Source organism: Nocardia pseudovaccinii NBRC 100343 (assembly GCF_001613225.1).
GTDB lineage: Bacteria > Actinomycetota > Actinomycetes > Mycobacteriales > Mycobacteriaceae > Nocardia > Nocardia pseudovaccinii.
Window position 1 is genome coordinate 1 of record NZ_BDBY01000103.1, and the last position, 12,589, is coordinate 12,589.

General features: G+C 65.1%; 13 protein-coding genes. 2 read left to right on the forward strand and 11 right to left on the reverse strand.

Annotation, left to right across the window (positions count from 1 at the left end):
• On the reverse strand, positions 1-1,221 hold a 1,221-nt coding region (locus NP3_RS11620), incomplete at its 3' end, for a DUF3556 domain-containing protein (RefSeq protein WP_063040541.1).
• A gap of 94 nt (positions 1,222-1,315) precedes the next feature.
• Entirely contained in the window at positions 1,316-2,797 is a 1,482-nt protein-coding gene (locus tag NP3_RS11625) for a class I adenylate-forming enzyme family protein (protein WP_444980788.1), read from the reverse strand.
• Positions 2,798-2,934: 137 nt separating this feature from the next.
• On the opposite strand from NP3_RS11625, the gene NP3_RS11630 reads away from it, so the two are divergent.
• Complete coding sequence (locus tag NP3_RS11630) at positions 2,935-4,176, forward strand: PucR family transcriptional regulator (RefSeq protein ID WP_063040543.1); 1,242 nt, start codon at positions 2,935-2,937, stop codon at positions 4,174-4,176.
• Between the two features lie 3 nt (positions 4,177-4,179).
• On the opposite strand, the gene NP3_RS11635 is transcribed toward NP3_RS11630, so the two are convergent.
• The 3 genes from NP3_RS11635 to NP3_RS51445 all read right to left on the reverse strand — a co-directional run bounded on the left by NP3_RS11635 (position 4,180) and on the right by NP3_RS51445 (position 5,946).
• Complete coding sequence (locus NP3_RS11635; protein ID WP_063040545.1) at positions 4,180-4,671, reverse strand: MarR family transcriptional regulator; 492 nt, start codon at positions 4,669-4,671, stop codon at positions 4,180-4,182.
• A gap of 89 nt (positions 4,672-4,760) precedes the next feature.
• Positions 4,761-5,204 (reverse strand): nitroreductase/quinone reductase family protein, encoded by a 444-nt coding sequence (locus NP3_RS11640; RefSeq protein ID WP_063040547.1) that lies wholly within the window; start codon positions 5,202-5,204, stop codon positions 4,761-4,763.
• Between the two features lie 31 nt (positions 5,205-5,235).
• Positions 5,236-5,946: an LLM class flavin-dependent oxidoreductase gene (locus NP3_RS51445; RefSeq protein ID WP_373864743.1), complete on the reverse strand. Its 711-nt coding sequence runs from the start codon at positions 5,944-5,946 to the stop codon at positions 5,236-5,238.
• Between the two features lie 142 nt (positions 5,947-6,088).
• On the opposite strand from NP3_RS51445, the gene NP3_RS11650 reads away from it, so the two are divergent.
• A complete protein-coding gene (locus NP3_RS11650) occupies positions 6,089-6,826 on the forward strand; it encodes a GNAT family N-acetyltransferase (RefSeq protein ID WP_063040549.1) in 738 nt (245 codons plus the stop codon).
• A gap of 158 nt (positions 6,827-6,984) precedes the next feature.
• On the opposite strand, the gene NP3_RS11655 is transcribed toward NP3_RS11650, so the two are convergent.
• The 6 genes from NP3_RS11655 to NP3_RS11680 all read right to left on the reverse strand — a co-directional run bounded on the left by NP3_RS11655 (position 6,985) and on the right by NP3_RS11680 (position 12,520).
• Complete coding sequence (locus NP3_RS11655) at positions 6,985-8,286, reverse strand: NtaA/DmoA family FMN-dependent monooxygenase (RefSeq protein WP_063040551.1); 1,302 nt, start codon at positions 8,284-8,286, stop codon at positions 6,985-6,987.
• 64 nt (positions 8,287-8,350) lie between these two features.
• Complete coding sequence (locus tag NP3_RS47845; RefSeq protein WP_063040553.1) at positions 8,351-8,638, reverse strand: hypothetical protein; 288 nt, start codon at positions 8,636-8,638, stop codon at positions 8,351-8,353.
• 9 nt (positions 8,639-8,647) lie between these two features.
• The gene (locus NP3_RS11665; protein ID WP_063040718.1) at positions 8,648-9,346 is read right to left on the reverse strand and encodes an ABC transporter permease; all 699 of its coding nucleotides are present in this window, start codon (positions 9,344-9,346) and stop codon (positions 8,648-8,650) included.
• Between the two features lie 89 nt (positions 9,347-9,435).
• Entirely contained in the window at positions 9,436-10,413 is a 978-nt protein-coding gene (locus NP3_RS11670) for an aliphatic sulfonate ABC transporter substrate-binding protein (RefSeq protein WP_063040554.1), read from the reverse strand.
• The gene (locus tag NP3_RS11675; protein WP_063040555.1) at positions 10,413-11,204 is read right to left on the reverse strand and encodes an ABC transporter ATP-binding protein; all 792 of its coding nucleotides are present in this window, start codon (positions 11,202-11,204) and stop codon (positions 10,413-10,415) included. Before NP3_RS11675 ends, NP3_RS11670 begins: the two co-directional genes overlap by 1 nt.
• Positions 11,205-11,209: 5 nt before the next feature.
• A complete protein-coding gene (locus tag NP3_RS11680) occupies positions 11,210-12,520 on the reverse strand; it encodes a bifunctional o-acetylhomoserine/o-acetylserine sulfhydrylase (protein WP_063040556.1) in 1,311 nt (436 codons plus the stop codon).
• Positions 12,521-12,589: the final 69 nt, after the last annotated feature.

Sequence of the window (12,589 nt, forward strand, 5' to 3'; positions counted from 1 at the left end):
GTACTGGCGCATCGACGGCAGGAACGACACCAGATCCGGACGCAGGTTGCCCAGAATCGGGAAGAAGACCAGAACCGCGACGATCGCGACGGTCAACCATGGCGAGGACATGTCGGTGACGGCATAGCCGTCCCCGGCGGGGAAGCCAAGGAAGAGGAACACCGTCAGGTAAGCGAAGATGACATTCCACTCCTGCGGAACCGCCAGCGCGAACATCGAAATGATCGTCAGGTGGAACACCACCATGAGCACCACCGCCGCCAGGATGATCCACCGGTTGGTGGCGAACAGCAGCACGAGCGGCGTGGCGATCTCGACGGCCGAACCGCCGACATGCGCGGTGAGCGAGGCCAGCTTGGAGGGCCGGATATCGCGCGGGAAGTCGCGGTAGTACCGCCGCTTGACGCTCTTGAACGCTACACAGGGACCATTCGAGGTCATCGCCGATACGACATTGCTGAAGTGGTAGCCGTACTTCGAGATCCCCGCTCCGATCCACACCACGCAGATCAGCAGTTTCGCGGCGATGATCATGTCGACGAACGGCAATACCGCGAAGAACACCAGCGCGGGCAGGTACTGCTCACCACGGGCGGTGAGGAAGATCGTCTTGTCCCGCAATCCGCACAGTATGTACAGCGCAATCGGCGCGATCAGCAGCGTCGGCTGCACCAGACCGGTGGTGTTGTCGGGCACCGCGTCGCTCAGCGAAGAACTCGGCACTCCCGGCAGCAGGATCGGCACCAGCAGACTGGCCAGGAATGCCAGATACAGCAGCACATCCACACCGGTGCGGCGATCGCCATCGGTGAAGGGCACCCGCCGCCACGGCCGCAGCCGGATCGCGCCGCGCCGGGCATAGAACAGGATGCCGCCGATCATCGGCTTGAATTTGCCCGCGATCGGTCCCCACGATCCGGCGATGCCGATCGCCTCGAGCAGCACCGTCCACAGGATCAGCTTCTGATACACGATCGGCTGGTTCCACCAATGCGCCACATCCCAGAACGGGCCGACGCCGGATGTCCAGGTGACCAGCGCGGTGCCGCCCAGAATGTAGAGGATCAGCACCTTGACCATATAGATGGTGTGGATCATTTTCGGCGTTCCGAATCCGTATTCCACCCAGTGCAGGGCCAGTGCTCTCATGCGCTCCATGAGCGGTTTGTCGAGAAATATCTCCGGATCGACGGGCGGGAAGTCCGCCTCTTTGAATCCCATTGTTCGAACCTTTCAATGGCAGGGATTTCGGGCAGGCACCGGCCGCGTCCGAAATACCGGTGATTACGGATCGTGTGGCCGGGCGGATAATCCGCTATGCACTCGCCGCGAGTGCACGGAGTTTTCGTTTATCGATTTTTCCGACGGGATTTCTGGGCAGTCCGTCGGCGAGGAAGATCGATACCGGCGCCTTGATGCGGGCCAGCGACCGCAGACAGTGCTCGATCAGCTCGGTCTCGGTGACCACCGAACCGGGCAGCGGCACGATATGGGCGACCGGAACCTCGCCGAGGACCGGATCGGGCGCACCGACCACCGCCGCTTCCAATACGCCCGGGTGGGCATGCAGGACATTCTCGATCTCCTTGGGATAGATGTTCTCGCCACCGCGGATGATCATGTCCTTGATCCGGTCCACCAGCACCAGGTAGCCGTCGGCATCGAACCGGCCCACGTCCCCGGTGTGCAGCCAGCCGTCGACGATGGTGCGCGCGGTCGAATCCGGCTGGCCGAGATAGCCGCGCATGACATTCGGCCCGCGCACCACGACCTCGCCGGGCGATCCATCCGCGAGCAGGTTGCCGTCGGGATCCATGATCGCTACGGTCTGCCCGGGCAGCGGAATTCCGACCGTGCCCGGCTTCCGTTGCCCCGCAGGCGGATTCAGCGTCGAGGCGCACGTGCCCTCCGACAGTCCGTAGCCCTCGACGATCGGCACACCGAACCGGGTTTCGAACCGTGCGATCAATTCGGCGGGCATCGGCGCCGCACCGCAGATCACCCGGCGCATCGACGAGGTGTCCGGGCGCGGCTGTTCCGGCTGGGCCACCAGCATCGCGTAGATCGCGGGCACCGCGGAGAAATAGGTCGGCCGGACCCGCGCGACGACATCGAAGAATGTCGATGCGGAGAACCGCCCGGCGATGCTCGCGCGACCACCCGCCAGCAGCGGCGACAGCACGCTCACCACGATCCCGTTGACGTGGAACAGCGGCAGGATCAGCAGACTGTGATCGGTCTCGTCCAGGCTCAGCGCGTCGATGATCATGCCGCACATCGCGGCGATATTGCCGTGATCGAGCATGACGCCCTTGGGCCGCCCGGTCGTACCGCTCGTATAGATGAGCAGCGCCAGACCATCTCCGACAGCTGAATCCACCATGGCGTCCGTATTCGCCGACCGACCCGCCACCTCGGCCACATCCAGCGTCCCGATGCCGCGCCCACCCTCGGTGATCACCACCTTCGCCGCGGCATCCTCGATTTGATAACGCGCTTCGTCGAACGTCAGGTCCGGATTCACCGGCGTGACCGCGGCACCGAGACGCCACGCGGCGAACAGAATTATCACCAATTCCATTCGATTCGACAGCGCCACCGCCACGACATCCCCGGGACGAATTCCATGCCCGTACAAAACGGCGGCGGCCGCGCGAACACGAGCCGCGAAGTCCTGATTATCCAACTGCTCACGATCATCCGCGATACATGGACCGGCCGGATTCCGTTCGGCTCTGATATCGGGTAATTCGGCGATGTGGTGCACGATTTCCTCACCATCGGGTGTGATCGGTATTACATTCAACGGTAGGCACCCGGCCGACCCCCGACTACGGGCCGGTATCCCAGAATTCACCGGCGGCTTTGTACTGCGGGCACAAAGGGTTTCCGAATACGGCCGAACCCGACCAGGCTGTCGGTTACTGTCCGGCTATGAGTGTCGGCGTGGACCCGATCGTGCGCGAGGTCGCGGGAAGTATCAAAGCCGATCTCGAGCGGCTGACCGTCGAGATGACCTCGATGTTCGTCGAGGTCATCCCGGAATTCCGGCACGACAGCGAGGTGCGGCGGCTGATGGTCGCGAGCACCTCGTCCAATCTGGTCGCCATTATCGACATGCTGGCTCTGAGCATCTCCATCGACGACATCACCGTGCCACCGGCCGCCGCCGAATACGCTCGCCGATTCGCCCAGCACGATCTGTCCCTGGAAGGACTCCTGCGCGCCTACCGCCTCGGCGAACACATGTTCCTACAGCAGGCCATGACGATCCTGCGCGCATTGGATCGGTCCGCCGACGAGGCACTGGCGACCATGAGCCGGATCGCCCTGCTGGTCAACAGCTACATCGACCAGGTCATCGAGGGCATCATCGACATCTACGAAAACGAACGCCGCCGCTGGGATACCCGCTCCGACGCCACGCGCGCCGCACAGATCCGCGCCGTACTCGATACCGACGAACTGGATCTGGCATCAGCCGAACAGATGCTGGCGACCTCACTGCGCGGCTGGCACCTGGCCGCCGTCATCTGGATACCACCGGGCTCCCCCGACCCGGCCGGTCTGCTGCGCGCGGGCGTGGCGATGCTATCCGCGGCCACCGGAAAGACCGCACTGACGATCACCGTCGACGAACAGAACTGCTGGGCCTGGATCTCCTCCACCGGCAAGCCCGCCCTCGATGCCGACCGGCTCGACCACGAGCTGCGCACGCGACCGACCCTGCATTTGGCAGTCGGGGAACCCGGCACCGGGCTCGACGGATTCCGTCGCACCTTTCGCGACGCACAGCGCGCCCGCGGCGTCGCCATCGCGACCACCCACCTCGACCGTCAGCTCACCCTGCATTCCCGAATTGCCTTGGCCAGCTTGTTGGTCGACCATCTCGCCGATGTCCGTGCCTTCGCAGAGCGCGTGCTCGGCGACCTCATGCGCGACGATGAAGCGACCGCCCGGCTGCGGGAGACGGTGCAGATCTTTCTCGATGCCCGCGGCAGCTTCACCGATGCCGCCACCCGCATGCACGTGCACAAGAACACCGTCCACTACCGAGTCCGCAAAGCCGAGGAAATCCTCGGTCACCCGGTAACCGAGAACCGGCTCGAAATCGAGGTCGCCCTGCTGGCTTGCGCACAGCTCGGACTAGATCGACCGGAGCACCGAGGCAGCTGATCCTCAGCCTTGCGCCAACTCCTGGGCGGCCTCTTGGCCCGCTACGCCGGTTCGCTGCAGGAAGTCGGCGATCACCTCGAGTTCGGCTTCGGAGTAGCGGGAACAGAGCTCGTCCATGCGGTTGTTCATGCCGGAGAACAGCTCGAACAGTTCGGAATTCCGTTCGCGCACCGCATGCAAGGTGACCGCGCGACGATCTGTGGAGTCCGGGTCACGTTCGCGGACGATCCATCCGCCCTTCTGCAGGCGATCAAGGATTCCGGTCATGGTCGCGGGGTGTAATCCGGCGCGACGCGCCAACGCCGTCGGGGACATGGGGCCGTGACGGTTGATCAGGTCGAGGCAGGTCCAGTCGACGTCCTTGAGTTCGACCCGGCCACCGAACCGTCTATTGAGCAGCGAAAGCTGAATATTCAAGTCACGCAATGCTTCCCGCACGTCGGCCGTCAATCGCCGACGGCTGCGCGTCGATGTCCGACCTGCTGCTGAACTCATTGTCCGCCACCTCGCCTACGTTTATACGGTTTTCGTATCATACGTAGGCGAGGGGCAGATCCAGCTCACCGAGGTGTGGATTGGCCCCCTCAGGCGGGAACGACGCGGAAGATCGCGATTCGATGCGCCGATGCGGCCACGCCATCCGGCGTGGCGGCATCGGCCAGTCCGGTGGTGACGAAACGCTGGCCGACGCTCTTCGGACTCGTCGCCACCAATTCGTGCAGCAGCGGCGGGCGCTCGTCGACAGGCACCTCGACCAGGCGCGCCGTCGACGACTTTCGGCCGCGCGTCAGCGTAACGATGTCTGCCGCACGGGCATTCGCGACCCACGCCGCCTTCGGGAATGCCTGGAAGATGAAGCGTCCGCTGTCGAGCTGGTTCACCGCGATCGGGAAGGTGCGCAACTGCCCGCTGCGTCGCCCCGCGACCGTGAGCAGTTGCATCGGGCCGAAGGCGATGCCTATCCGCTGTAGCCCGACGATGACCTTGTTGATGGTGTTGGTTGTCCGACGGTAACTATCTGCACTCATGCACACAATCCTCGCGAGCTGGCGGGCCAGCTCATAGGGCTCGTTGAAGGTCGCCTCGGATGCCGGAATTTTCGCGGGCAGCGCCGAGGACAGCTTCCGCGATATCGGCGGCGGTTGGTTCATGCATTTCGCGACGGCCGAAATGCGCGGCCTCCTCTGCGCTGCTGGATGCCCGCACCTGCCAGCCAGCCCGGCCACGCGAGGTGTAGTCGAGGGTGGCGATCGATTTGGAAACGTGGAACGGTTCGGTATGGGTGACCGTCACGGTCGGAATGAGCCCGATGTGCCGGGTGACCGGCGCGACCCGCGCGGCGATCAGATTGGCGTCGATCCGGGCCCGGACCTGGTCGACCGCGTCATCGGACGGCTCGTGCGGTGTGCCCGGAACCCGCAGTGTGTCCTCGATGCTGACGAAATCGAGCAGTCCGCGCTCCGCGGTGGCGACCAGATCCCTCCAGTAGCCGGGGCTGAACAGCTCGGCGGGTCGGGAGTTCGGCTCCCGCCACGCGGCCGGATGCCAGCCCGCTCCATCGAGCGCGACGCCGAGATGTAGTTGTTTCGGTGCCATCGTCTCCCGTTCCTGTGCATGCGCGAATGTCATGTCCTCCCAACGCGCGCAATCGCTGATGCGCCGGACGTAGACGACCCCGGCCGGACGCTCTGCTGCCGGGTCTGATTCCTCGTCGACCTCATATGGCGTGGCCAGGCGATATTCGTGGCGGGATCGACCTGGTGGTGTCAACGATTGAGATCAGCTCGAGCGCGGGGAAATACGCTGCGACGCGACTGCCACCGGATAGAAATTCCGCTGAGCACAACCGGTGCCGACACTTGTGCGCCTCGCTAACGTTCTCCGGTCGGACCCTGTTGCGGAGGAATGCGCGATGACCACCGAGTCGACCATCGACATCAATACCCCACTACACCCGCTCGACGATCCGGTGCGGGCATCGCTGCGCGGCGAGCACCGCCGCTTCGCCAGCTGGGTGGGCCGCATCGGCCGCTACGACCCGGAGGTCGCCAGGTTCATCGGTCATCCACCGGTACTGGACGAACAGGATTGGGCCGATCTGGCCACCCTGCTCGGACCGGGCGGCAGCACCGCACTGCGCGGCTACGGCCATGTGCCACCGGACGACTGGACCGTGCTGAACGAATTCGGTTCGGTGCAAATGGACGGCACCGCGCTACGCGTCGCCCACGATCCGGAACTCGAGGTACTCACCGCCGCCGATGTGCCGGAGATTCTGGAGCTGATCGCCCGCACCGAGCCGGGCCCGTATGTGCCCCGGACCATAGAAATGGGCACCTACCTGGGGATTCGGGCGAACGGCAGGCTGGTGGCAATGGCGGGCGAGCGCCTGCACCCGCCGGGCTGGACCGAGATCAGCGCCGTATGCACCGATGCCGAATTCCGCGGCCGCGGCTTCGCCTCTCGGCTGACCCGTGCGGTCGGCGCGAGGATCCGTGCGCGCGGCGAGACACCGTTCCTGCACGCCGTCGCCCACAATGCGACGGCGATCAGTCTGTACGAAACGCTGGGATTCACCCTGCGCAAGCGTTCGTTATTGACGCTCGTGCAGGCACCATCGGCCAGCGGCTCCGCATCGACGCCGAACTAGTGCCGCGTCCAGCTAGCTTCTGAGGTAATCGAGGTCCGTCGAGCGCAGTCAGATGGCGGTGCCGCTGGGCGTGTCATGCCGCGTTTCGACTGCGCTCGGCGAGCGAGCCGGACCGGATGGTGCGGCAACCTATCTGGACGGGGCACTAGCCGCCGAAATCAGTCCATGCGCTCGGGTAGCGGGGGGAGTTCCAGGTTCTCGCGGAAAGTGCCACCGACATAGTCGTTTCCGACGATTCCTCGGCGGCGCAATTCGGGCAGCAGTCCATTGGTGACAAAGTCCCGAGTTCGGGCATCGGCCAGACCGCCCAAAGAAATGACGTCGAGAACCCCGGCACGATAACGTTCTTCGACAGCATCAGCCAATTGTTCCGGCGTCCCGGCTGCCGCCCAGTGCCCGGTATCCTTCGCCGCGACGATCAGCTCACGCAGCGTGCGACCCGATACCGCCAGCTTGGTGAAGATCTCCACCCGCCCGCGCCGTCGATTCACCGAATTCAGTTCCGGCAGTATCGTTTCCGGGATCGGCCGATCCAGCGGCAGTTCCGAAAGATCGATACCGCCGCCGAACATATCGGCCAATTGGATTCGGCCCGCATCGAAGTCGGTCGCTTCGGCCGCCTCGCGGACCAACCGGCGCGCCTGCGCCTCCGTCGCTCCGTAAGTCGCATGGAACGAACTCATGATCAGCGGCAAGCCTTGTGCGCGACCGAGTTCCGTCGCGCGGGCGCGAATCGTCTTGGTATAGGTCACCGCATCTTCGAGCGTCGGTAACGAGGTGAAGACCACCTCGGCGAACCGCGCGCCGAGCTCGATTCCGCCCGCCGATTGACCGGCCTGGAATTGGACCGGGCGGCCCTGCGGCAACGGCGGGATATTGAGCGGACCCCGCACCGTGAAGTATTGCCCCGCATACTCGATCGGGCGCACCTTCGTCGCGTCCAGGACCGCGCCGCCGTTTCCGTCGGGGGTCAGCGCGCCCGGTTTCCAGCTGTCGAACAGCGCGTTGACGACCTCGAGTGATTCGGTCGCCCGCGCATACCGCTGCTCCGGGCTCGGCAGATCCTGATCGCCGTAGTTCTCCTCACCCACCGAGGATGTGACGACATTCCAAGCGGCGCGGCCGTTGCTCACATGGTCGAGCGTTCCGAACAGCCGGGCGAGATTGTAGGGGTGGTGGAAGGTGCTGGTGACGGTGGCGATCAAGCCGACGTGCGAGGTCACCGCGCTCAATGCGGACAGGAAGATCAGCGGCTCCTGCGCGCCGATCGCTCCCTGTGCGCCGAAACTCAGCAGGTCGGCGGCGAACAGTGCGTCGAACTTATTGGCCTCGGCGATCTTCGCGATCTCGATCGAGGATGCGACCGTCGTTTCGTGCGGATCGATCGCGGCCGCATAGACGCTCACCGCGCCGCTGACTCCGGTAACTGTTTTCAACCCCCGACGTCGTGCAGAGCTCATTTGCTCGAGACAACCGTATTCCGCTCCCGCAGAACAGGTTTGCGATCAGCTCGAATGGAACCGATCAGAGTTCGGGAAGATCGGGCAGTGGCGCGGCGACTATCCGACGCGCCTCCTCTCGCGGCATCCCCAACGCGCACAGCACCAGTTCGGCCGCACCGGCGCCCGCATCGCGCCAGGCTTGATGCCCTTCGAGCACCATCCACATCGCGCTGACCACCGCGCCCGTGACCATTGCGGCGACACTCAGCGCGACCTCGTACTGATCCGGCCCGACCAACACGTCGCGTGGCGCGGCAACGCCGCCCCGACCGACCCGCTTTCCATCGTCGACCGCATCCGCGGCGCGCACGTCTGACTCTCAGAACCGGCTGTCGATCAATTTCGTTTCCGCGATGGCGAATACGGTGTCACTGATCTTGCCGAGCAAGGCCAGCAGCACAATGGCCAGCAGCATGATGTCGGTGCGGCCGCTGTTCTGGCTGTCGATCAGCAGGAATCCGAGTCCCTTCGACGAGGCGATCAGCTCGGCCGCGACCAGGAACAGCCAGCCGTTGGCCAGCCCGAGTCGCAGACCGTTGACGACCGCCGGTGCCACCGCGGGCAATTGGATCGAGAACAACAGCGCGGCCCGACGCAGTCCATAGGCCCGCCCGAGTTCGGTCAGGTGCGGATCGACCTGCGCCAGAGCCGAAGCCGTCGTCGTATAGATCGGGAAGAACGCACCGATGGCCACCAGTACGATCTTGGGTTCCTCGCCGATGCCGAGCCACAACAGCAGCAGCGGCACCCACGCCAGCGACGGCACGGTGCGGAACAATCCGACGGTCGGCGCCAGCAGCGCGCGGGCGATATCGAACAGCCCGACCACCGCGCCGAGCACCAAGGCGATGAGTGCCCCACCGGCGAAGCCGAGCAGCACCCGCTGGATGCTGATCGCCAGATGGCTCCACAGTTCGTCGCGCTGTAGTAATTCCCGCAGTGCGGCAAGCACATCCGCGGGCGGCGCGAGCTGACTCGACGAATACAGTCCGGCCGAGGTCACCCCTTGCCACAGCAACAGCAGCAGCAGGGGCACGACCAGTCCGAGCGCCACCCGGTCCCAACGGATCCGGCGCGCACCACGCGACGGCGCGGTCTGGGTCACCGTCACCGAAGGGCCTGCTGTGCGAATTTCGGTTCGAAGAGTGCGCCCAGCGCGGACTCGGCGGCTTCCTTCGATCGCACGTCACCGTCGGACACGATAATCGGCACGACCGGGGTGAGCACCGCCCGCTGAGCCTCACCGGGCACCGGATCGACCTTCAACACGGTGCGCTCGAGCGTTTCCCTGCCGACATCGAGGGAGGTCTTGGATTCGGTTGCCAGCAGCTGCGCGAGTTCGTTCGGATGTTCCAGCGCCCAAACCCGGGCCTGCTCATAGGCATTGACCACAGCCTGGACCCGGTCCGGATGCTGTGCGATGAAATCGGTGCGGGCATTGAGTACGCCGTAGGTCTGGAAGTTGGCGTTGCGGTAGAGCAATCGCGAACCCTGCTCCTGACGGGTCTGCGCCATATACGGATCCAGACCCGCCCATGCGTCGACATCGCCGCGTTCGAGCGCGGTCTTGCCGTCGGCGTGCTGGAGGTTGGTCACTTCCACATCCTTGGCGGTGAGACCGGCCGTCTGAAGTGCTTGCAGCAGTGTGAAATAGGCGTCGGTCCCCTTCGTCGCCGCGATCTTCTTACCCTTCAACTCGGCCACCGAGGTGATGGGGGAATCCTTCGCGACGACCAGCGCGGTCCATTCCGGCTTGCTGTATACCGAAATACTCTGCAGCGGTGTGCTATTGGCCTTCGCCAGCAGCGCCGCCGAACCCGCGGTCGAATTCACATCGATCGCGTTGGCGCGCAGGCTTTCATTGGCCTTATTGCTGCCCGCGGAGAACACCCAGGTCACCTTGGCGCCGGACTTCTCCAGCAGGTGCTGGTCCCGGATGACCAGGCTCAGCGGGTTGTAGTAGGCGTAGTCCAGCCGCACCTCATCCGGCCCCGCCGCACCAGACTTTTCGCCCTCGGCACAACCGGAAAGCAGCGTCACCACCGTCGCCGCGACGGCTGCCAGGACGATCGACGGTCGTCTCATCAGAGTGTCTCCTTGACGGTGGCGCGGCGCGGAACGCCGAGTCGTTCGAGTAGGTCGAGCCGCAGTGCGGCCAACCGCGGGTCGGTATCGTCACGAGGCCGGTCGGCGGATACCTCCAGGGCGGCACCAATTGTGAAACCCGTCTTGCCACTGACTGTTTCGAGTACGACAACGCGATCGGCCAGGCGCAGCGCCTCGTCCACATCATGGGTGACGAGAACGACCGTGATGCCCGCGGTGCGCTGTACCTCGTCGAGCAGGTCCTGCATCCGCAGCCTGGTCAGCGCATCCAGCGCCGCGAACGGCTCGTCCAGCAGCAGCACGCCCGGATGGCGAACCAGCGCACGGGCCAATGCCGTTCGCTGCGCCATGCCCCCGGACACCTGCCGCGACCGATGTCCCTCGAATCCGGCCAGGCCGACGATCTCGAGTCCGCGCCGCACCTCGGCCTCGCCTTCGGCCCGTGAGATGGTCGGTGGCAGGCCCAATGCGACGTTGCCCGCGAGGTCGCGCCACGGCAGCAACCGCGGTTCCTGGAAAACCACCGCGCAGCGCGGGTCGATGCCACGCATGGGCCGATCGTCCAGCAGAACTTCGCCCTCGGTCGGCTCGTCCAACCCGGCGATGACCCGCAGCAGTGTCGACTTCCCACTGCCGGACGGACCGACCAGCGCGATCACCTCACCCGGCGCGATCTGCAATTCGATATCGCGCAGGACGGTATGGACGCCGAAACTGCGGCCGAGACCGCGCAATGCGACCCCGGCGGCACGACTGGCAGTGGGTGACACGTCGACTACTGAGCGGCAGCGAATCCGCCGCGGAGATCGGCGAGGATATCGTCGATTCCCTCGATGCCGACCGCGAGACGGACCAGGCCCGGGGTGACACCCGCCGCCAACTGCTCTTCCGGAGTCAACTGGGAGTGGGTGGTCGAGGCCGGATGGATCACCAGGGAACGCACATCGCCGATATTGGCGACGTGGCTGTGCAGCGTCAGCGCCTCGACGAAACGCTTACCCGCATCCACCCCACCCGCCAATTCGAAGCCGATCACCGCGCCGACACCCTTGGGCGCGAGGGTGCGGCCGCGCTCGTACCACGGGGAGGACGGCAGCCCGGCGTAGGACACCGAGGTCACCTCAGGACGGGCCGCGAGGAAGTCCGCCACCGCCTTCGCATTCTGCACATGCCGTTCGATCCGCAGACTCAGCGTCTCCAGACCCTGGCTGATCAGGAAGGCGTTGAACGGCGAGACGGCCGAGCCGAGATCGCGCAGCAGTTGCACCCTGGCCTTGAGGGCATAGGCGGGAGCGCCGAGGTCGGCGTACACCACACCGTGGTAGCTCGGGTCCGGCGTGGTGAAGCCGGGGAACCGGCCGCCGGTCCAATCGAAGGTACCGCCGTCGACGATCACGCCCGCGATGGCCGCACCGTGGCCGCCCAGATACTTTGTCGCCGAATGCACCACGATATCGGCGCCGTGAGCGAGCGGCTGGATCAGATACGGCGTCGCGACGGTGTTGTCGAGGATCAGCGGAACGCCTGCGGCATGGGCGATTTCGGCGATGCCGGGAATGTCGAAGATGTGGTTCTGCGGGTTGGAGATCGTTTCGCCGTACAGCGCCTTGGTATTCGGCCGGATCGCCGCGCGCCACTGGTCCAGATCATCCGGATCGTCGACGAAGCTGACCTCGATGCCCAGTTTCGGCAGCGAGTACCGGAACAGGTTGTAGGTGCCGCCGTAGAGCCGCGGGCTGGACACGATGTGATCGCCCGCACCGGCGATATTCAAGATCGCGAAGGTCTCCGCGGCCTGTCCGGAGGCCAGCAGCAGCGCCGCGACACCGCCCTCCAACGCCGCGATGCGCTGTTCCACGGCATCTTGGGTCGGGTTCATGATGCGGGTGTAGATATTGCCCGGTTCGGCGAGACCGAACAGCGCCGCGGCGTGCGCGGTATCCCGGAACGTGTAGGAAGTGGTCTGGTAGATCGGCAGGGCGCGGGCATTGGTCGTGCCGTCCGGCGCCTGTCCGACATGGATCTGCTTGGTCTCGAAGCTCCAGTCGGCGCTCGGGTCGGCCTGGGTCTGGTCGCTGGTGGTCACATCAACGGACACTAAGAAGCGCCCGGCATCGCGTCGAGAATTACATTCAGCCGGAACCGAATCCGGGCC

Excerpts from the sequence above, each read along its gene's own strand:
- NP3_RS11630 (WP_063040543.1), top strand. The coding sequence starts at position 2,935 with ATGAGTGTCGGCGTGGACCCGATCGTGCGCGAGGTCGCGGGAAGTATC.
- NP3_RS11635 (WP_063040545.1), bottom strand. The coding sequence starts at position 4,671 with ATGAGTTCAGCAGCAGGTCGGACATCGACGCGCAGCCGTCGGCGATTG.
- NP3_RS11640 (WP_063040547.1), bottom strand. The coding sequence starts at position 5,204 with ATGAGTGCAGATAGTTACCGTCGGACAACCAACACCATCAACAAGGTC.
- NP3_RS11650 (WP_063040549.1), top strand. The coding sequence starts at position 6,089 with ATGACCACCGAGTCGACCATCGACATCAATACCCCACTACACCCGCTC.
- NP3_RS11655 (WP_063040551.1), bottom strand. The coding sequence starts at position 8,286 with ATGAGCTCTGCACGACGTCGGGGGTTGAAAACAGTTACCGGAGTCAGC.
- NP3_RS11670 (WP_063040554.1), bottom strand. The coding sequence starts at position 10,413 with ATGAGACGACCGTCGATCGTCCTGGCAGCCGTCGCGGCGACGGTGGTG.